The sequence below is a fragment of the Streptomyces sp. NPDC002817 genome, assembly GCF_053592055.1.
On sequence record NZ_JBSFUY010000003.1, the window covers coordinates 302,691 to 320,949 of the forward strand.

General features: G+C 72.1%; 18 protein-coding genes. 11 read left to right on the forward strand and 7 right to left on the reverse strand.

Annotated elements, in window-relative coordinates:
• Nucleotides 1-43: 43 nt before the first annotated feature.
• Genes ACWD3I_RS07415 through paaA form a run of 5 tightly spaced genes read right to left on the reverse strand, consistent with a single transcriptional unit; the run spans nucleotide 44 to nucleotide 3,606 of the window.
• On the reverse strand, nucleotides 44-1,102 hold the full coding sequence (locus ACWD3I_RS07415) for a 2Fe-2S iron-sulfur cluster-binding protein (protein ID WP_365393533.1): 1,059 nt from the start codon (nucleotides 1,100-1,102) through the stop codon (nucleotides 44-46).
• Entirely contained in the window at nucleotides 1,102-1,626 is a 525-nt protein-coding gene (gene paaD, locus ACWD3I_RS07420; RefSeq protein ID WP_365393535.1) for a 1,2-phenylacetyl-CoA epoxidase subunit PaaD, read from the reverse strand. The genes ACWD3I_RS07415 and paaD overlap by 1 nt, the downstream gene beginning before the upstream one ends.
• Nucleotides 1,620-2,342, reverse strand: a complete 723-nt coding sequence (gene paaC, locus ACWD3I_RS07425) for a 1,2-phenylacetyl-CoA epoxidase subunit PaaC (protein ID WP_365393537.1) — start codon at nucleotides 2,340-2,342, stop codon at nucleotides 1,620-1,622. Before paaC ends, paaD begins: the two co-directional genes overlap by 7 nt.
• A complete protein-coding gene (gene paaB, locus ACWD3I_RS07430; RefSeq protein ID WP_046256561.1) occupies nucleotides 2,339-2,626 on the reverse strand; it encodes a 1,2-phenylacetyl-CoA epoxidase subunit PaaB in 288 nt (95 codons plus the stop codon). Before paaB ends, paaC begins: the two co-directional genes overlap by 4 nt.
• A complete protein-coding gene (gene paaA / locus ACWD3I_RS07435; RefSeq protein ID WP_365393540.1) occupies nucleotides 2,623-3,606 on the reverse strand; it encodes a 1,2-phenylacetyl-CoA epoxidase subunit PaaA in 984 nt (327 codons plus the stop codon). The genes paaB and paaA overlap by 4 nt, the downstream gene beginning before the upstream one ends.
• Nucleotides 3,607-3,864: 258 nt before the next feature.
• On the opposite strand from paaA, the gene ACWD3I_RS07440 reads away from it, so the two are divergent.
• The 3 genes from ACWD3I_RS07440 to ACWD3I_RS07450 are packed head-to-tail and all read left to right on the forward strand — an operon-like array spanning nucleotide 3,865 to nucleotide 6,634.
• Nucleotides 3,865-4,683, forward strand: coding sequence for a DUF5819 family protein (locus ACWD3I_RS07440; protein ID WP_365393542.1), 819 nt, complete (start codon nucleotides 3,865-3,867; stop codon nucleotides 4,681-4,683).
• The gene (locus tag ACWD3I_RS07445; RefSeq protein WP_365393544.1) at nucleotides 4,680-5,897 is read left to right on the forward strand and encodes an HTTM domain-containing protein; all 1,218 of its coding nucleotides are present in this window, start codon (nucleotides 4,680-4,682) and stop codon (nucleotides 5,895-5,897) included. Before ACWD3I_RS07440 ends, ACWD3I_RS07445 begins: the two co-directional genes overlap by 4 nt.
• Nucleotides 5,894-6,634 carry a TrmH family RNA methyltransferase gene (locus ACWD3I_RS07450; RefSeq protein WP_365393546.1) on the forward strand — a complete coding sequence of 247 codons (741 nt, stop codon included), beginning with the start codon at nucleotides 5,894-5,896 and terminating at the stop codon, nucleotides 6,632-6,634. Before ACWD3I_RS07445 ends, ACWD3I_RS07450 begins: the two co-directional genes overlap by 4 nt.
• Nucleotides 6,635-6,638: 4 nt before the next feature.
• Here the strand turns inward: ACWD3I_RS07450 and paaN are convergent, their stop codons facing one another.
• The gene (paaN, locus tag ACWD3I_RS07455) at nucleotides 6,639-8,330 is read right to left on the reverse strand and encodes a phenylacetic acid degradation protein PaaN (protein ID WP_365393548.1); all 1,692 of its coding nucleotides are present in this window, start codon (nucleotides 8,328-8,330) and stop codon (nucleotides 6,639-6,641) included.
• A gap of 159 nt (nucleotides 8,331-8,489) precedes the next feature.
• Between paaN and ACWD3I_RS07460 the strand changes: the two genes are divergently transcribed.
• Nucleotides 8,490-10,007: a 3-hydroxyacyl-CoA dehydrogenase gene (locus ACWD3I_RS07460; protein ID WP_365393550.1), complete on the forward strand. Its 1,518-nt coding sequence runs from the start codon at nucleotides 8,490-8,492 to the stop codon at nucleotides 10,005-10,007.
• Complete coding sequence (locus ACWD3I_RS07465) at nucleotides 10,004-10,594, forward strand: TetR/AcrR family transcriptional regulator (RefSeq protein WP_365393552.1); 591 nt, start codon at nucleotides 10,004-10,006, stop codon at nucleotides 10,592-10,594. The genes ACWD3I_RS07460 and ACWD3I_RS07465 overlap by 4 nt, the downstream gene beginning before the upstream one ends.
• 128 nt (nucleotides 10,595-10,722) lie before the next feature.
• Here ACWD3I_RS07465 and ACWD3I_RS07470 read toward each other — a convergent pair whose 3' ends face one another.
• Complete coding sequence (locus ACWD3I_RS07470) at nucleotides 10,723-11,208, reverse strand: Lrp/AsnC family transcriptional regulator (RefSeq protein WP_046256569.1); 486 nt, start codon at nucleotides 11,206-11,208, stop codon at nucleotides 10,723-10,725.
• A 190-nt stretch (nucleotides 11,209-11,398) separates the two neighbouring features.
• Here ACWD3I_RS07470 and pdhA point away from each other — a divergent pair, with 190 nt between their 5' ends.
• From pdhA to ACWD3I_RS07500, 6 genes are all read left to right on the forward strand, one after another.
• The gene (gene pdhA / locus ACWD3I_RS07475) at nucleotides 11,399-12,532 is read left to right on the forward strand and encodes a pyruvate dehydrogenase (acetyl-transferring) E1 component subunit alpha (protein WP_365393554.1); all 1,134 of its coding nucleotides are present in this window, start codon (nucleotides 11,399-11,401) and stop codon (nucleotides 12,530-12,532) included.
• On the forward strand, nucleotides 12,532-13,536 hold the full coding sequence (locus tag ACWD3I_RS07480) for an alpha-ketoacid dehydrogenase subunit beta (RefSeq protein ID WP_365393556.1): 1,005 nt from the start codon (nucleotides 12,532-12,534) through the stop codon (nucleotides 13,534-13,536). The genes pdhA and ACWD3I_RS07480 overlap by 1 nt, the downstream gene beginning before the upstream one ends.
• Nucleotides 13,536-14,852 (forward strand): dihydrolipoamide acetyltransferase family protein, encoded by a 1,317-nt coding sequence (locus ACWD3I_RS07485; protein WP_365393558.1) that lies wholly within the window; start codon nucleotides 13,536-13,538, stop codon nucleotides 14,850-14,852. The genes ACWD3I_RS07480 and ACWD3I_RS07485 overlap by 1 nt, the downstream gene beginning before the upstream one ends.
• Before the next feature lie 78 nt (nucleotides 14,853-14,930).
• The gene (locus tag ACWD3I_RS07490) at nucleotides 14,931-15,797 is read left to right on the forward strand and encodes an NTP transferase domain-containing protein (RefSeq protein WP_365393560.1); all 867 of its coding nucleotides are present in this window, start codon (nucleotides 14,931-14,933) and stop codon (nucleotides 15,795-15,797) included.
• Complete coding sequence (locus tag ACWD3I_RS07495; protein ID WP_365393562.1) at nucleotides 15,794-17,164, forward strand: molybdopterin molybdotransferase MoeA; 1,371 nt, start codon at nucleotides 15,794-15,796, stop codon at nucleotides 17,162-17,164. The genes ACWD3I_RS07490 and ACWD3I_RS07495 overlap by 4 nt, the downstream gene beginning before the upstream one ends.
• Nucleotides 17,161-18,258: a potassium channel family protein gene (locus ACWD3I_RS07500; protein WP_365393564.1), complete on the forward strand. Its 1,098-nt coding sequence runs from the start codon at nucleotides 17,161-17,163 to the stop codon at nucleotides 18,256-18,258. The genes ACWD3I_RS07495 and ACWD3I_RS07500 overlap by 4 nt, the downstream gene beginning before the upstream one ends.
• Nucleotide 18,259 lies beyond the last annotated feature (1 nt).

Here is an 18,259-nt window from a genome sequence, read left to right on the forward strand (position 1 = left end):
AGGTTCTAGAAGAAGGGAACGGGGCGGCCCGCCTCGGGTGCCCTCACCTGTCGAAGTCCAGCTCCACCGTCTCCGTAGCCGGATGCGACTGGCACGCCAGTACGTACCCGGCCTCCGTCTCCTCCGGCTCCAGTGCGAAGTTGCGGTCCATGCGGACCTCGCCGGAGACGAGGAAGGCGCGGCAGGTTCCGCACACCCCGCCCTTGCAGGCGTACGGCGCGTCGGAGCGGTTGCGCAGGACCGCGTCGAGAAGGGACTCGCCGTCCTGGACGGGCCAGGTCCCGCCGCGGCCGTCGAGACGGGCGGTCACCGTGCTGTGCGCGGGCGCGGGGGCCCTGGGCGGCGGGGCCGCTCCCTCGTCGACGTGGAAGATCTCCTCGTGGACGCGGCTCCGGGGGACGCCGAGCTCCCGCAGGGCTCGTTCCGCACCCTGCACCAGCCCGAACGGCCCGCACAGGAACCAGCCCGCCACATCCGCCACCGGCAGCAGCGCGGGCAGCAGTCCCGTCAGCCGCTCCCGGTCGAGCCGTCCGGACGGCAGCCCGGCCTGCTGCTCCTCCCGGGAGAGCACCGTGACCAGCTGCAGCCGCTCCGGGTAGCGGTCCTTGAGGTCGGCGACCTCGTCCAGGAACATCGTCGAGGCGGCCGTACGGTCACTGCGGATCAGGCAGAACCGGGCCTCGGGCTCGCGCGCCAGCAGCGTCGACACGATCGACAGCACCGGGGTGATGCCGCTGCCGCCGACGACCGCCGCGTACAGGCCGGGTGCGGGGGCGAGGGTGAAGCGCCCCGCGGGAGTCATCACCTCCAGCTCGTCGCCTACGGCGATCTCCTTGAGCGCGTACGTCGAGAAGGCTCCGCCTTCCACCAGCCGTACACCGACGCGCAGTCGGCGAGGGGCTTCGCCGTCCGGTGCCGGGGAGCAGATCGAGTACGTGCGCCGGATCTCCTCGCCGTCCGCCGCGCGGCGCACGGCGAGGTGCTGGCCCGGTGCGTACCGGTAGGCCTCGCCGAGCTCCGGCGGCACGGTGAAGGTGAGGGCCACGGAGTCGTCGGTGAGCCGGTCGACCGCCGCCACCTGGAGCGCGTGGAAGCGGGCCATCACAACTCCTTGAAGTGGTCGAACGGTTCACGGCAGTCCAGACAGCGCCGCAGCGCCTTGCAGGCCGTGGAGGAGAAACGGCTGAGCAGCTCGGTGTCGGCGGATCCGCAGTGCGGGCAGCGGACGGGGTCGATGGTGTCGAGCGTCCGGGTGGGGCCCAGGGACACGGTCACCGGTTCTGCCGTCCGCTGCGTGCGCGGCGGGGCGATGCCGAACTCCCGCAGCTTCCGGCGGCCTTCGGCCGAGATGTCGTCCGTCGACCAGGCGGGTGCGAGGACCGTGCGCACGGTGACCTCGCGGACGCCGTGGGCGTGCAGCACCCGCTCGATGTCCACGGACATCGCCTCGATCGCCGGGCAGCCGGTGTACGTCGGGGTCAGTTCGACCTCGGCGGTGCCCTGGCCGCGGACGTGCACCGCGCGCACGACCCCCAGCTCCCGCAGGGTGAGCACGGGCAGTTCGGGGTCGGGCACCGAGCCCGCCACCTCGAGGAGTTCCGCCTCCAGCGGAGTCACGGTCACCATGACGCCCCCGGGTGGCTGCGGTGCAGATGCTGCATCTCGGCGAGCATCCGCCCGAAGGACTCGGTGTGCAGGCCCTGTCGGCCCGCACCGGCCGCCCACGCGCCCGTGCGCGGTCCCTCGGGGACACTCAGGGTGGCGCGGCCCAGGACGTCCGTGACGGACGCCAGCCACGTCGTCTCCAAGGCGGCCCAGTCGACGTCGACGCCCTCCACCGGCTGGAACATCTCGCCGGTGAACCGCCACAGCGCCTCGCACGCCCGGCGCATCCGCTCGTGGCTGACGTCCGTGCCGTCGCCGAGGCGCAGGGTCCACTGCTCGGCGTGGTCGCGATGGTAGGCGACCTCCTTGACGGCCTTCGCGGCGAGCGGGGCGAAGGGGCCCTCGCCCGCGGCCAGTTCGGCGTGGAGCAGGTGCTGGTAGGTGGAGAAGTACAGCTGGCGGGCGATGGTGTGGGCGAAGTCGCCGTTCGGCTGCTCCACCAGCTGGAGGTTGCGGAAGGCGCGCTCCTCGCGCAGATACGCCAGTTCGTCCTCGTCGCCGGCCATCGAGAGCAGGACGCGGGCCTGGCCCAGGAGGTCCAGCGCGATGTTGGCGAGGGCGAGCTCCTCCTCCAGGACGGGGGCGTGTCCGGCCCATTCGCCGAGGCGGTGGGAGAGCACCAGAGCGTCGTCGCCGAGGGCCAGCGCGGCGGCGTGCGTGGTCAGGTCGACGGTCACAGGTGCTTCACTCCGTCCGGGATCTCGTAGAACGTCGGGTGGCGGTAGGGCTTGTCGGCGGACGGTTCGAAGAACGGGTCCTTCTCGTCCGGCGAGGACGCGGTGATCGCGGAGGACGGGACGACCCAGATCGAGACGCCCTCACCGCGGCGGGTGTACAGGTCGCGGGCGTTGCGCAGGGCGAGGTCCGCGTCCGGTGCGTGCAGGCTGCCGGCGTGGGTGTGCGAGAGGCCGCGGCGGGAGCGTACGAAGACCTCCCACAGAGGCCAGTCGGTGTTCGTCATGCGCGCGTGGCTCCCGTCTCGGTGTGCTTGCCGGCGTAGGCCGAGGCGGCCTCGCGGACCCAGGCGCCCTCGTCGTGGGCCCGCCTGCGCTGGGTGATCCGCTGTTCGTTGCAGGGGCCGTTGCCCTTGAGGACGTTCTTGAACTCGGTCCAGTCGATCGGGCCGAACTCGTGCCGGCCCAGCTCCTCGTTCCACTTCAGGTCCGGGTCGGGGAGCGTGAGGCCCAGGGACTCGGCCTGGGGGACGCAGATGTCGACGAAGCGCCGGCGCAGCTCGTCGTTGGAGTGCCGCTTGATCTTCCAGGCCATCGACTGCGCGGAGTGCGCGGACTCGTCGTCGGGCGGGCCGAACATCATCAGGGACGGCCACCACCAGCGGTCCACCGCGTCCTGGGCCATCGCGTGCTGCTCGGGGGTGCCCTTGCTGAGGGCCAGCAGGAGCTCGTAGCCCTGGCGCTGGTGGAAGGACTCCTCCTTGCAGACGCGGACCATCGCGCGCGCGTACGGGCCGTAGGAGCAGCGGCACAGGGGGACCTGGTTGGTGATCGCGGCGCCGTCCACGAGCCAGCCGATCGCGCCGACGTCCGCCCAGGTCAGCGTGGGGTAGTTGAAGATCGAGGAGTACTTCTGGCGGCCGGAGTGGAGCTTGTCCAGCAGTTCGTCGCGGCCGGTGCCGAGGGTTTCGGCCGCGCTGTAGAGGTAGAGGCCGTGCCCTGCCTCGTCCTGGACCTTGGCCATCAGGATGGCCTTGCGGCGCAGCGAGGGCGCGCGCGTGATCCAGTTCGCCTCCGGCTGCATGCCGATGATCTCGGAGTGGGCGTGCTGGGCGATCTGGCGGACCAGCGTCGCGCGGTAGGCGTCCGGCATCCAGTCGCGCGGTTCGATGCGCTCGTCGGCGGCCACGGCGGCGTCGAATGCGCGCTCGTACGCGTCCTGGTCGACGGCGTCCTTCCTGTCGTACGCCTGCGCTGCTGTTGCCATGTGGCCCCCTCGACCCTGTGCGCCGTCCCGGCTTCTGCCCGGAGCCGGCGCCCGACCGATCGTTCGGTTCGTCGATTCCATGGTGTGCCGGGCGCCGTAAGGTGTCAACCGCTGTGGATAACCTGCCGACGGGCTGTGCGGGCGGGAGGGCCTGAGTACCGTTCCCGTGCGAGCGCCGTGGAGTGGTGCGCAAGGGCGGTGGAGCGCCCTGCGGCCTCGTGGCCGGAATACGGAGCGGACATCGGGAGACGGGGCGGAATGGACGCGTACGACACAGGCTCGGGCGCCCGGAACGGGCCTGCCGACGAGCCGGGGGCGCCGAAGGGGGGCGCCTGGCCGCCAGCTGCCCTGCCCGCAGCCGGCGATCCCGCGGACGCGGCTCCCCCGCCCTCGCCGTACGACCTGCCTCCCCCGCACGGCACCGAACCCCGCACCGGTGTGGCCGCCCTCTCGCTCCGCTACCAGATCGGTGCCGCGCTGGCGCTCGCGATCGTGGCGGTCACCGTCTGCGTCCACCTGGGGATGACGTTCCTGCACGTCGCGCCTGCCAACGCGGTCACCAAACAGCACGGCAAGGCGATCGACGACTGGATCTACCCGGAGTTCGAGCAGAACTGGAAGCTGTTCGCGCCGAACCCGCTGCAGCAGAACATCGCGGTCCAGGTGCGGGCCCAGGTCCTCACCGCGGACGGCACGGTGCGGACCACCGGCTGGTACGACCTGTCCGCCGAGGACGGCCGGGCCATCGACGGCAATCTGCTGCCCAGCCACACCCAGCAGAACGAGCTGCGCCGCGCGTGGGACTTCTTCACCGCCACGCACGGCACCGACAACCGCCCCGTCGGTCTGCGCGGCGCCCTGTCCGAGACGTATCTGCGCCGCATCGTGGTGATGCGCCTGGACCGTGACGACGCGGCCGGGTCCGACGGCAGCGTCGAACGCGTACAGGTCCGCTCCCGTACCACCAGCGTGCGACCGCCGAAGTGGAGCCAGGAGCAGGTCTCCGAGAAGCCCCTGTACCGCGAGCTGCCCTGGTGGTCGGTCACGCCGGCCGATCTGCCGGGAGGTGGGCGATGAACCGCTTCGCCCTGTCGCTCTCCACCGCCATCGCCCGTATCACCGAGTCGGCGCTGGGCCCGTACCAGAGCGCCGTGGTCCGCATCGGATTCAGCGCGACCTGGCTGCTCTTCCTGCTGCGCGAGCTGCCCCACCGCCAGGAGCTGTACGGCCCCGACGGCCCGTGGAGCTGGGACCTCGCCGAGCAGCTGATCGCAGGAAACGGCGCCTTCACGGCGCTGATCTGGTCGGACGGCCGGGTCTGGTTCGAGAGCGTCTACGGCCTCGCCGTGCTGTCGAGCGTCCTGCTGCTGCTGGGCTGGCGCACCCGCACCATGTCGGTGCTCTTCATGGTCGGCGTGCTGTCGCTGCAGAACCGCTCCATCTTCATGGGCGACGGCGGCGACAACGTCCTGCACCTGATGTGCGTCTACCTCGTCTTCACGCGCTGCGGCCAGGTCTGGTCGCTGGACGCGCGCAGGGCGCGGCGCGAGAACGAGGCACGCGCGCGTGGCGAGCGGGTCGTGGACCGGGTCGGTCCGGTCCTGTGGATCGTGCTCGGGCTGACGCTGATCGCGGTGACCGGGGCCGGACGGCTGCTGGAGGGCGATCCGTTCATCCCCGCACTGCTGTGGGCGGTGTGGCTGGGGCTCGGCGCGTGGTGGACGGTCCGGCGACTGGCGCGGACGGATCAGCCGCGGATCCTGCTCGACGTCATCGGCAACATCGTGCACAACGGCGCCCTGCTCGTGATCATGGCCGAGGCCTGTCTGATCTACGCCACGGCCGGCTGGTACAAGATCCAGGGCACGCGCTGGCAGGACGGCACCGCCGTCTACTACCCCCTGCACCTGGACTACTTCTCGCCCTGGCCCGCCCTCGCCGACGCGCTGTCGTCCAGTGCCACGATGGTGCTGCTCGTGGCGTACGGGACCGTCGTGGTCCAGGTGGCCTTCCCGTTCACCCTGTTCAACCGGCGGGTCAAGAACGTCCTGCTGGCGGCCATGATGACCGAGCACGCGGTGATCGCGGTCGTCCTCGGGCTGCCGTTCTTCTCGCTGGCGATGATCGCCGCCGACGCGGTGTTCCTGCCGACGCCGTTCCTGCGCCGGGTGGGTGGCCGGGTGGCACGCGCGCGTGAACGGCTGACGGCGGGACGGGGCGGTCCCGCGCCGGTGCCGGAGCCGCGCGCCCAGGAGGGCGCCGAGGAGACGCACGTAGGCTTCACGGCATGACCGACCCCGCCGGGCTCTGGCACCGGCTCGCCGACTCCTCCGTCCTGCTCGACGGCTTCCACGCCCTCAAGCACGCGGTGCGCTTCGGCGCCGAGGTCCCGGTCGCGGTCACCACCGACCGGGAGGCCACGCTCGCCCTCGCGGACGAGCTCGCCCCCGACGTACGCCGGACGCTGGACGCGCTGCTGACCGAGGTCCCGGAGCCGGTGTACGCCTCGCTGGTGCCGCGCCCGCATCCGACCGCGGTCGCCGCCCTGGCGGTACGACCGTCCCGCGCGGCCAACCTGGAGCGGCTGGCCAGGATGGAGCGCACCGCCCCGGTGGTGGTCCTCGACCAGCCGCGCAACCTCGGCAACGCCGGGGCCGTGATCCGGCTGGCGGCGGGCTTCGGCGCGACGGGCGTGGTCACCACCGGCACGCTCGACCCCTGGCATCCGACGGTGGTGCGCGCAGGCGCCGGGCTGCACTTCGCGACGGCGGTGGAACGGGTGACGGTCGGGGAACTGCCTCCGGGCCCGCTGTTCGCCCTGGACCCGGAGGGCGACGACATCCGGGGCACGAAGCTCCCGGACGACGCCGTCCTCGCGTTCGGCTCGGAGCGCAGCGGCCTGTCGGCCGACCTACGCGCGCGTGCCGACCATTTGCTGGCCCTGCCGATGCGCCCGCAGGTGTCCAGCTACAACCTGGCCACCAGCGTGGCGATGACGCTGTACCACTGGAGCGCGGCCGGCTTCTGACCGCTCAGGCCTCCCGACGTACCTCGACCACCCGGAAGCGGTTCGCCACGAACGCCCCGTCGCACAGCGCGGCGTTCGCCGCCGGGTTGCCCCCGGAGCCGTGGAAGTCGGAGAACGCGGCAGTCTGGTTGACGTACACCCCGCCCGTGAGGTTCAGCGACAGCTGGGCCGCCTCCTCCAGGCAGACCTCCTGCACGGACCGCTCGACGTCGTCGTCGGTGGTGTAGGCGCCGACTGTCATGGCGCCCTTCTCGCGGACCGTGCGCCGCAGCAGCTCCACCGCGTCGGCCGAGGAGTCGACCGCGACGGCGAAGGAGACGGGGCCGAAGCACTCGCTCATGAAGGCGGCCTCGTCGTCCGGCTTGGCGCCGTCCAGCTTGACGATGACGGGGGTGCGCACGACCGCGTCCGGGAACTCCGGGTTGGCGATCTCGCGGGAGGCGAGGGCGACTTCGCCGAGTCCTGTCGCGGCCTCCAGGCGGGCCTTGACGTCCGGGTTCACGATCGCGCCGAGCAGAGCGTTCGCCCGCGCGTCGTCGCCCAGCAGGCCGTCCACGGCGCGGGCGAGGTCGGCGACCACCTCGTCGAAGGTGCGAGGGCCCTCGTCGGTGCGGATGCCGTCGCGGGGGATCAGGAAGTTCTGCGGAGTCGTGCACATCTGGCCGCTGTAGAGCGACAGCGAGAACGCCAGGTTGGAGAGCATGCCCTTGTAGTTGCTCGTCGAGTCGACCAGCACCGTGTTGACGCCGGCCTTCTCCGTGTAGACCTGCGCCTGGCGGGCGTTGGCCTCCAGCCAGTCGCCGAACGCCGTGGAACCCGTGTAGTCGATGATCCGGATCTCCGGGCGGCCGGCCAGGGTCTTGGCGATGCCCTCGCCGGGACGCTCGGCGGCCAGCGCGACCAGGTTCGGGTCGAAGCCGGCCTGGCTCAGGACCTCACGCGCGACCTGGACGGTGAGCGCGAGCGGCAGCACCGCGCGCGGGTGGGGCTTGACCAGGGCCGCGTTGCCGGTGGCGAGGGAGGCGAACAGGCCCGGATAGCCGTTCCAGGTCGGGAAGGTGTTGCAGCCGATGACCAGGCCGATGCCGCGCGGGACCGGCGTGAACTGCTTGGTGAGCGCCAGCGGGTCGCGCTTGCCCTGCGGCTTGCTCCACTCCGCGGTGTCGGGCGTGCGGACCTGCTCCACGTACGCGTAGGCCACCGCCTCCAGACCGCGGTCCTGCGCGTGCGGGCCGCCCGCCTGGAACGCCATCATGAAGGCCTGGCCGGAGGTGTGCATGACCGCGTGCGCGAACTCGTGCGTCCGGTCGCTGATCCGCTTGAGGATCTCCACGCAGACCACCGCGCGGATCTCCGCGCCCGCCTCGCGCCACGCGCGCTGTCCTTCGCGCATGGCGGGCAGCAGGGTGTCGATGTCCGCGTGGGGGTAGCTCACCCCCAGCTCGATGCCGTACGGCGAGACCTCGCCGCCCACCCAGTCGTCCGTGCCGGGCTGGCCGAGGTCGACGCGGGTGCCCAGCAGCGCGTCGAAGGCGGCCTTGCCCGCGGCCGCGTCCAGGCTGCCGCTCTCACCGTAGGCCTTGGGGTGCTCGGGATGCGGCGACCAGTACGCGCGCGTGCGGATCGCTTCGAGCGCCTGGTCGAGGGTGGGCCGGTGCTTGGCGATCAGCTCGTGGGCGGTCAGTTCGGCGGCCATGCGGGACCAACTCCTCGTCTTGTGAACTCTTCGTCGAGCTCATGACCTGGGCAGAACCTGGGCAGATACAGCCAGACAGAGTTAGAGTAACCGAACGATCGGTCGGGACAAGGGGGTCCGCCGCAACTGTGGAGAACCCCGTGCGGGAGGATCGCGCACATGACAGCACTCGACCTCAGCAGCCCCGTGGCCGTCGTCGGCACCGGCACCATGGGCCAGGGCATCGCCCAGGTCGCGTTGGTCGCCGGCCATCCCGTCCAGCTGTACGACGCCGCTCCCGGACGCGCCCAGGAAGCCGCTGACGCGATCGGCGCGCGGCTCGACCGGCTCGTCGAGAAGGAGCGTCTCACCGGCGCCGACCGGGACGCGGCACGCGCGCGTCTCACGGCCGCCGACAGCCTCGCCGACCTCGCGGACTGCGCCCTGGTCGTCGAGGCGGCCCTGGAGCGGCTGGACGTCAAGCAGGAGCTCTTCCGGGAGCTGGAGGACGTCGTCGGTGAGGACTGTCTGCTCGCCACCAACACCTCGTCCCTGTCGGTCACGGCCATCGGCGGCGCTCTGCGCAACCCGGGCCGTTTCGTGGGCCTGCACTTCTTCAACCCCGCGCCGCTGCTGCCGCTCGTCGAGGTCGTCTCCGGCTTCGCCACCGACGTCACCTCGGCCACGCGCGCGTACGAGACCGCACGGGTCTGGGGCAAGACGCCGGTCGCCTGTGCCGACACCCCCGGTTTCATCGTCAACCGCATCGCCCGGCCCTACTACGCCGAGGCGTTCGCGGTGTACGAGGCCCAGGGCGCCGATCCCGCCACCATCGACGCGGTGCTGCGTGAGTCGGGCGGGTTCAAGATGGGCGCGTTCGAGCTCACCGACCTGATCGGGCAGGACGTCAACGAGTCGGTCACGCACTCGGTCTGGAAGTCCTTCTTCCAGGACGTCCGCTTCACGCCCTCGCTCGCGCAGCGGCGGCTGGTGGAGTCCGGCCGGCTCGGCCGCAAGAGCGGACACGGCTGGTACGTGTACGGACCCGACGCCGAGCCCGCCGATCCGCACACCGCCGAACCGGCGCAGGCGCCCGCGTACGTCGTCGCCGAGGGCGACCTGGGCCCCGCGTGCGAGCTGCTCGCGCTGATCCGCGAGGCGGGCATCCCGGTCCGCGAGGACGACGAGGACCACGGCACCCGGCTGGTGCTGCCGAGCGGGGGTCAGCTGGCGCTCGCCGACGGGCAGACCTCGGTGGAGTTCCGGGACGTCGTCTACTTCGACCTCGCGCTCGACTACCGCCGGGCCACCCGTATCGCCCTGTCCGCCTCCCAGGACACCGCGCAGCAGACCCTCGCCGAGGCGATCGGCCTCTTCCAGGCTCTCGGCAAGGACGTCAGCGTCATCGGTGACGTCCCCGGCATGATCGTCGCCCGCACGGTCGCCCGGATCGTCGACCTGGCGCACGACGCCGTCGCCAAGGGCGTGGCCACCGAGGAGGACATCGACACCGCGATGCGCCTCGGCGTCAACTACCCGCTGGGCCCCTTCGAGTGGAGCCGCAGGCTCGGCCGCAACTGGGCCTACGCCCTCCTCGACGACCTGCACCTGCGCGATCCGAGCGGCCGCTACGCACCGTCCCTCGCGCTGTACCGCCACGCGTACGCCACCGACAAGAGGGAGGGCAGCACCTCATGACCACCGCCAAGCGCGACACGTACACCCCGGAGACGCTGCTGTCCGTCGCCGTCCAGATCTTCAACGAGCGTGGCTACGACGGCACGTCCATGGAGCATCTCTCCAAGGCGGCCGGCATCTCCAAGTCCTCGATCTACCACCACGTCGCGGGCAAGGAGGAGCTGCTGCGCCGCGCCGTGAGCCGGGCCCTCGACGGGCTCTTCGGGATCCTCGGTGAGGAGCACGCGCGCGTGGGGCGGGCGGTCGAGCGCCTGGAGTACGTCGTGCGGCGCATGGTCGAAGTGCTGATCACCGAGCTGCCGTACGTGACGCTGCTGCTGCGCGTGCGCGGCAACACCGACACCGAGCGCTGGGCCCTGGAGCGGCGCCGCGACTTCGACCACCGGGTCGCCGAGCTGCTGAGGGCCGCGGCCGCCGACGGCGATGTGCGCGGCGATGTGGACGTGCGGCTCGCGACCCGGCTGGTCTTCGGAATGATCAACTCGATGGTGGAGTGGTACCGGCCGGACGGGCGGGGCGTGAGCGAACGCGAAGCGGCCGACGCCGTCGTGCAGTTGGTGTTCTCGGGGCTGTGCAAGGAGCACTGAGCCGCACGCACAAGGCCGCACGCACAAGGCCGCACGCACAAGGCCGCACGCACAAGGCCGCACGCACCAGGCCGCACGCACCAGGGACACGGAAAGGGTTCGCCCCGTCCGGCCCAGCGCAGCCCTGTTCAGCCCTGCGGCTCCAGGTCCTCGTCCTCGAAGACCAGCAGGGTGCGGGTGCTGAGGACCTCCGGGATGGCCTGGAGGCGGGTGAGGACCAGTTCGCGCAGGGCCCTGTTGTCGGGGGTGTGGACCAGGAGCAGGACGTCGAAGTCGCCGCCGACCAGGGCGATGTGGGAGGCGCCGGGCAGCTGGATGAGCTGTGCCCGGACCGTGCGCCAGGAGTTCTGGACGATCTTCAGGGTGATGTACGCCGATGTGCCCTGACCGGCGCGTTCGTGGTCGACACGGGCGCCGAAACCGCGGATCACGCCGTCCTCGACGAGACGGTTGATACGCGCGTAGGCATTCGCGCGCGAGACGTGCACGCGTTCGGCGACCGACCTTATCGACGCGCGGCCGTCCGCCTGGAGCATCTTCAGGATGTCCTCGTCGATGGCGTCGAGGGGCCGAGGGGGCGGCAGCGGGCGACCGCCGTCCGGGCTTTCGGCCATTTGTTCAGGTGCCATGTCCCCCCGCCTCCCTACCATGGACGTACTGCGTTCATTGCAGGCTGTGGAGAACCGTTTGTCCACAGCCTGAGGGTGCCTGTAGCCAAAATGTGCCGACGACCGAACAATCGGTAGGTGAGGCGCATCACAAGCCGTGACGCGCCTGAAGCCGCTCCCACGAGGAGGTGCCGTCATGACGGTCATGGAGCAGCGGGGCGCGTACCGGCCATCGCCGCCGCCCGCCTGGCAGCCCCGTACCGACCCCGCGCCGCTGCTGCCCGACGCGGAGCCGTACCGCGTCCTCGGCACGGAGGCGGCAGGGAAGGCCGACCCCGGCCTGCTGCGCCGCCTGTACGCCGAACTGGTGCGCGGCCGTCGGTACAACACGCAGGCCACCGCCCTCACCAAGCAGGGCCGCCTCGCCGTCTACCCCTCCAGCACCGGCCAGGAGGCCTGCGAGGTCGCCGCCGCGCTGGTCCTCGAGGACCGTGACTGGCTCTTCCCCAGCTACCGCGACACCCTCGCCGCCGTCGCCCGCGGTCTGGACCCCGTCCAGGCGCTGACCCTGCTGCGCGGCGACTGGCACACCGGCTACGACCCGCGCGAACACCGGGTCGCCCCCCTGTGCACCCCCCTCGCCACCCAGCTCCCGCACGCCGTCGGCCTCGCCCACGCCGCCCGCCTCAAGGGCGACGACGTGGTCGCGCTCGCCATGGTCGGCGACGGCGGCTCCAGCGAGGGCGACTTCCACGAGGCGCTGAACTTCGCCGCCGTCTGGCAGGCGCCGGTCGTCTTCCTGGTCCAGAACAACGGCTTCGCGATCTCCGTCCCGCTCGCCAAGCAGACCGCGGCCCCGTCGCTGGCCCACAAGGCCGTCGGCTACGGCATGCCCGGCCGGCTGGTCGACGGCAACGACGCGGCCGCCGTGCACGAGGTCCTCGCCGGCGCCGTACGGCACGCGCGCGAGGGCGGCGGCCCCACCCTCGTCGAGGCGATCACCTACCGCGTGGAGGCCCACACCAACGCCGACGACGCGACCCGCTACCGCGGTGACGCGGAGGTCGAGACCTGGCGGCAGCACGACCCGATCGCGCTCCTGGAGCACGAGCTGACCACGCGCGGTCTCCTCGACGACGACGCCGTCCAGGCCGCGCGGGACGCCGCCGAGACCATGGCCGCCGACCTGCGCGAGCGCATGAACCAGGACCCGGCACTCGACCCGATGGACCTGTTCGCCCACGTCTATGCCGAGCCGACCCCGCAACTGCGCGAGCAGCAGGCGCAGTTGCGGGCGGAACTGGCGGCGGAACAGGAAGGGGCGCACTGATGACGACCGTCGCCCTCAAGCCGGCCACCATGGCGCAGGCCCTCACGCGCGCGATGCGCGACGCGATGGCCGCCGACCCGACCGTGCACGTCATGGGTGAGGACGTCGGCACCCTCGGCGGTGTCTTCCGGGTCACCGACGGCCTCGCCAAGGAGTTCGGCGAGGCCCGCTGCACCGACACCCCGCTGGCCGAGGCCGGCATTCTCGGCACCGCGGTCGGCATGGCGATGTACGGCCTTCGGCCGGTCGTGGAGATGCAGTTCGACGCGTTCGCCTACCCCGCGTTCGAGCAGCTGATCTCGCACGTGGCGCGCATGCGCAACCGCACGCGCGGCGCCATGCCGCTGCCCATCACCGTCCGTGTGCCCTACGGCGGCGGCATCGGCGGCGTCGAACACCACAGCGACTCCTCCGAGGCGTACTACATGGCGACCCCGGGGCTCCATGTCGTCACGCCCGCCACCGTCGCCGACGCGTACGGGCTGCTGCGCGCCGCCATCGCCTCCGACGACCCGGTCGTCTTCCTGGAGCCCAAGCGTCTGTACTGGTCGAAGGACTCCTGGAATCCGGACCATCCGACGGACGTCGAACCGATAGGCCGCGCGACGGTGCGGCGCTCGGGGCGCAGCGCCACGCTCATCACGTACGGGCCGTCCGTACCCGTCTGCCTCGAAGCCGCCGAGGCGGCACAGGCCGAGGGCTGGGACCTCGAGGTCGTCGATCTGCGCTCGCTGGTGCCGTTCGACGACGAGACGGTCTGCGCGTCGGTCCGGCGGACCGGGCGCGCGGTCGTCGTGCACGAGTCGGGCGGGTACGGCGGGCCGGGCGGGGAGATCGCGGCCCGGGTCACGGAGCGCTGTTTCCACCATCTGGAGGCGCCGGTGCTGCGCGTGGCCGGGTTCGACATCCCTTACCCGCCGCCGATGCTGGAGCGCCACCATCTGCCCGGCGTGGACCGGATCCTGGACGCCGTGGGGCGTCTGCAGTGGGAGGCCGAGGGCTGATGGCACAGGTCTTGGAGTTCAAGCTGCCCGACCTCGGGGAGGGGCTCACCGAGGCGGAGATCGTGCGCTGGCTGGTGGAGGTCGGTGACGTGGTCGCCGTGGACCAGCCGGTCGTCGAGGTCGAGACGGCCAAGGCGATGGTCGAGGTGCCGTGTCCGTACGGCGGTGTCGTCACGGCTCGGTTCGGCGAGGAGGGCACGGAGCTTCCCGTGGGGGCGCCTCTGATCACGGTGGCCGTCGGGGCACCGGTCGCCGACGGTTCCATCGACGGCTCCGCCGGGAAGAGCGAGGGCTCCGGGAACGTGCTGGTGGGGTACGGCACGTCCGAGGCGCCCGCGCGGAGGCGCAGGGTGCGGTCGGGGCAGGGGGTGCCCGTGGCGTCCCAGGCGGCGAACGGGCAGGCCGCGGTGCGCGAGGTGGTGGAGGGTCCGGTTCCCGTGATCTCGCCGCTGGTGCGCAGGCTCGCCCGGGAGAACGGCCTGGATCTGCGGGAGTTGACCGGTTCGGGACGCGACGGGCTCATCCTGCGGGCGGACGTGGAGAATGCGCTGCGGTCCGCCGCCGCGCAGGACAAGGCCGCGGAACCGACGCCGACAGTGCTGCCGCAGACGTCGGCTCCCACCTCCGGCGGCATCCGCGTCCCCCTCAAGGGCATCCGCGGTGCCGTGGCCGACAAGCTCTCCCGCAGCCGGCGTGAGATCCCCGACGCCACCTGCTGGGTGGACGCCGACGCGACGGAACTGATGCGCGCGCGTACGGCCATGAACGCGGCGGGCGGAGCGAAGATCTCCCTGCTCGCGCTCCTCGCCCGGATCTGCACGGCTGCCCTCGCCCGGTTCCCCGAGCTCAACTCCACCGTCGACATGGCGGCCAGGGAGGTCGTCCAGTTCGACCATGTGCACATCGGGTTCGCGGCGCAGACCGAGCGCGGGCTCGTCGTGCCCGTCGTACGGGACGCGCACGCGCGGGACGCCGAGTCGCTGACCGCGGAGTTCGCCCGGCTGACCGAGGCGGCCCGGACCGCAGGCCTCACGCCCGGGGAACTCACCGGCGGGACCTTCACGTTGAACAACTACGGGGTCTTCGGCGTCGACGGTTCCACACCGATCATCAACCACCCCGAGGCCGCCATGCTCGGCGTCGGCCGGATCATCCCCAAGCCGTGGGTGCACGAGGGCGAGCTGGCGGTGCGGCAGGTCGTCCAGCTGTCGCTCACCTTCGACCACCGCGTCTGCGACGGCGGCACGGCGGGCGGCTTCCTGCGGTACGTGGCGGACTGCGTGGAACAGCCGGCGGTGCTGTTGCGCACCCTCTGATCCCACGGACCGCACATGCACTGATTGCACGGCCTCCCCTGCGTTCCCTGTGATCGCCACGGCACGCATACTCGGGGGGTGACCGCTTACGACGTCGTCGTGCTCGCCGGGGGTGCCGCCCGGCGGCTCGGCGGTGCCGACAAACCCGGGGTGCGGGTGGGCGGCCGGGCGCTGCTCGACCGGGTCCTGGCGGCCTGCGTCGACGCGCGCACGACCGTCGTCGTCGCCGATCCCCGGCCCACCGCACGGCCCGTGACCTGGGCCCGCGAGGACCCGCCGGGCGGGGGGCCGCTCGCAGCGCTCGGCGCCGGGCTGAGCCACACCACGGCACCGGACGTCGTCGTCCTCTCCGCCGACCTGCCGTTCCTCGCCGCCGACACCGTCCGGCACCTGCTGACCGCCCTGCGGACGGGGGACACCGAAGGCGCGCTGCTCACCGATGCCGAAGGCCGTGACCAGCCGCTCGTGGCCGCGTACCGCGCTGCCGCCCTCCGCCGCGAGCTGGTCGCGCTCGACAAGGAGCACGACGGCCTCACCGGCCTCCCCCTGCGTCGCCTCACCGCAGGCCTCCACCTCACTCGTGTCCCGGACCCCGTCGCGTCGTTCGACTGCGACACCTGGGACGACATCGCCGCCGCCAGGGCACGTATCAGGGAGCATGGGCACGTGTTGGATGAATGGATTTCCGCAGTCAAGGACGAGCTGGGCATCGATCTCGACGTCGACACCGGCGTCCTGCTCGATCTCGCCCGCGACGCCGCCCACAACGTGGCCAGGCCCGCGGCGCCGCTGACGACCTTCCTCGTCGGCTACGCGGCCGCACAGGCCGGGGGAGGCCCGCAGACGGTGGCCGAACTCGCCCGCAAGGCCGCCGACCTCGCACTCGGCTGGTCCGAGGAGAGCGCCCCGGACGCCGGGCCCAAGCCCGACACGGACGCCGGATGACCGCCCGCACCGGCGCGGACGCCGAGGACGCCGAGGATCTGGACGTAGAGGAGGTGCTCGCCCTCGTGAACGGCGACAACGGCCGCACCCCCGCAGACCGGCCGCCCCCGCCGCAGCCCACGTCGCCCACCGGCGGCCACAAGCCCGACACCCACCACCGCGCCACCTCCTGGCCCGAGGCCCGTGCCGTCGCCGGACGCGCCGCCCGGGCCGGGACCCGGGCCGCCCGCCGCGCCCCCGTCTCCGTACCCCTCGGCACCGCCCTCGGCCTCACCCTGGCCGCCCCCCTCACCGCCCTCACCGACCTGCCCTCCTTCGACACCTCCGCGATGGACGGCTGGGCGGTCGCCGGACCGGGCCCCTGGGACGTACGGGACGAAGGCGTCCTGGCCGGGCACGCGGAGCCGCAGCCGCTCACCGACGGGGAGGCCGTCCGGATCGCCACCGGCGCCCGTATCCCCCTGGACACCACCGCGGTCATCCGCAGCGAGCACGGCCGTACCGATGCCCAGGGCCGGCTGCACGCCACCCGCGACACCCGCCACGGTCAGGACATCCGCCCGCGGGGCCAGGAATGTCGTAGCGGAGACCAACTCCTGCCCGTCGGCACCCTCGTGACCCCGGCCGTCCTCGGGCTCGCCGCGGCCGCCGGATACGACACCCTCACCGCGGTCCCCCGCCCCCGCGCCGAAGTCCTCGTCCTCGGCGACGAGTTGCTCACCGAGGGCCTCCCGCACGACGGCCTCATCCGTGATGCGCTCGGCCCGATGCTGCCGCCGTGGCTGCGCGGACTCGGCGCCGAGGTCATCGCCGTACGCCGGCTCGGCGACGACGCCCAAGCCCTGTACAAGGCGATCACCACCTCCGACGCCGACCTGATCGTCACCACCGGCGGTACCGCCTCCGGTCCCGTCGACCACGTCCACCCCACGCTGAAGCGGATCGGCGCCGAACTCCTCGTCGACGGCGTCAAGGTGCGCCCCGGCCACCCCATGCTGCTGGCCCGCACCAAGGAGAACCAGCACCTCGTCGGCCTGCCCGGCAACCCCCTCGCCGCCGTCTCCGGTCTGCTCACGCTCGCCGAGCCGCTGCTGCGGACGCTCGCGGCACGCCCCGCGCCCGAGCCGTACACCCTGCCCGTGCGGGAGGAAGCGCACGGGCACCCGTACGACACCCGGCTCATCCCCGTCGTCCTGCGCGGCGACAGTGCCGTCCCGCTGCACTACAACGGGCCGGCCATGCTGCGCGGCATCGCGGCGGCGGACGCGCTGGCCGTCGTACCTCCCGGTGGTGCCCGCCCCGGTCAGGAGCTGGAACTGCTCGACCTGCCCTGGGCGTCCGCCGGAATCGAGGTGTGTTTCACGTGAAACTTCCGGGCCATGACGCGATCGCCCGCCAGGCGGACGAGCATCTCGTGACTTATCGGGTGAAACTCCCGAGGAAAGTGGTGGAGCACCCGTTCCGGCAGGTCGCCAGGCGGGTCATCATGGCGCTGCTGCTCCTCGCGGGCACGGCTCTGATCGTCTATGCCGACCGTGGCGGCTACAACGACAGCTCCGACGGCTCCGTCGACCTGCTCGACGCCGCGTACTACGCGACCGTCACCCTCTCCACCACCGGGTACGGCGACATCACGCCGGTCAGCGACGGCGCCCGGCTCACCAATATCTTCGTCATCACGCCCATGCGTGTGCTGTTCCTGATCATCCTGGTCGGAACCACGCTCGAGGTCCTCACCGAACGCACCCGGGAGGAATGGCGCCTGAATCGCTGGAGGTCCACCTTGCGCGACCACACCGTCGTCGTCGGCTTCGGTACGAAGGGGCGCTCGGCGATCCAGACCGTCTGTGCGACGGGCCTGAAGAAGGAGCAGGTCGTCGTGGTCGACCCCAGCTCCAAGGTGATCGAGGCGGCCACGGCCGACGGCTACGCGGGGATCGTCGGTGACGCGACGCGCAGCGAGGTGCTGAAGCGGGCCGAGGTGCACAAGGCCCGGAAGATCATCATCGCGACCCAGCGCGACGACACGGCGGTGCTGGTGACGCTGACGGCCCGGCAGCTCAACAAGGGCGCCAAGATCGTGGCCGCGGTGCGCGAGGAGGAGAACGCGCCGCTGCTGAAGCAGTCCGGCGCCGACGCGGTCATCACCAGCGCCAGTGCCGCCGGGCGGCTGCTCGGACTCTCCGTGCTGAGCCCCGCCGCCGGCATGGTGATGGAGGACCTCATCCAGCAGGGCACCGGGCTCGACATCGTCGAACGGCCGGTCATAAAGGCCGAGGTGGGCAAGAAGCCGCGGGAGACGGAGGACCTGGTGGTGAGCGTCGTACGCGGGCATCGGGTGCTCGGATACGACGATGTGGCCGTCGGGACGCTGGAGCTGACGGACCGGCTGATCACCATCGTGCGGGCGACGCCGGGCTCGCAGATCGCGCCCGACGTCCGCCCGATTCCCCAGGACTGAG

What these genes read in the sequence shown, in the direction of transcription:
- ACWD3I_RS07415 (WP_365393533.1), bottom strand. Translation starts at nt 1,102, where the DNA reads ATGGCCCGCTTCCACGCGCTCCAGGTGGCGGCGGTCGACCGGCTCACC.
- paaD (WP_365393535.1), bottom strand. Translation starts at nt 1,626, where the DNA reads ATGGTGACCGTGACTCCGCTGGAGGCGGAACTCCTCGAGGTGGCGGGC.
- paaB (WP_046256561.1), bottom strand. Translation starts at nt 2,626, where the DNA reads ATGACGAACACCGACTGGCCTCTGTGGGAGGTCTTCGTACGCTCCCGC.
- paaA (WP_365393540.1), bottom strand. Translation starts at nt 3,606, where the DNA reads ATGGCAACAGCAGCGCAGGCGTACGACAGGAAGGACGCCGTCGACCAG.
- ACWD3I_RS07440 (WP_365393542.1), top strand. Translation starts at nt 3,865, where the DNA reads ATGGACGCGTACGACACAGGCTCGGGCGCCCGGAACGGGCCTGCCGAC.
- ACWD3I_RS07445 (WP_365393544.1), top strand. Translation starts at nt 4,680, where the DNA reads ATGAACCGCTTCGCCCTGTCGCTCTCCACCGCCATCGCCCGTATCACC.
- ACWD3I_RS07450 (WP_365393546.1), top strand. Translation starts at nt 5,894, where the DNA reads ATGACCGACCCCGCCGGGCTCTGGCACCGGCTCGCCGACTCCTCCGTC.
- paaN (WP_365393548.1), bottom strand. Translation starts at nt 8,330, where the DNA reads ATGGCCGCCGAACTGACCGCCCACGAGCTGATCGCCAAGCACCGGCCC.
- ACWD3I_RS07460 (WP_365393550.1), top strand. Translation starts at nt 8,490, where the DNA reads ATGACAGCACTCGACCTCAGCAGCCCCGTGGCCGTCGTCGGCACCGGC.
- ACWD3I_RS07465 (WP_365393552.1), top strand. Translation starts at nt 10,004, where the DNA reads ATGACCACCGCCAAGCGCGACACGTACACCCCGGAGACGCTGCTGTCC.
- ACWD3I_RS07470 (WP_046256569.1), bottom strand. Translation starts at nt 11,208, where the DNA reads ATGGCCGAAAGCCCGGACGGCGGTCGCCCGCTGCCGCCCCCTCGGCCC.
- pdhA (WP_365393554.1), top strand. Translation starts at nt 11,399, where the DNA reads ATGACGGTCATGGAGCAGCGGGGCGCGTACCGGCCATCGCCGCCGCCC.
- ACWD3I_RS07480 (WP_365393556.1), top strand. Translation starts at nt 12,532, where the DNA reads ATGACGACCGTCGCCCTCAAGCCGGCCACCATGGCGCAGGCCCTCACG.
- ACWD3I_RS07485 (WP_365393558.1), top strand. Translation starts at nt 13,536, where the DNA reads ATGGCACAGGTCTTGGAGTTCAAGCTGCCCGACCTCGGGGAGGGGCTC.
- ACWD3I_RS07495 (WP_365393562.1), top strand. Translation starts at nt 15,794, where the DNA reads ATGACCGCCCGCACCGGCGCGGACGCCGAGGACGCCGAGGATCTGGAC.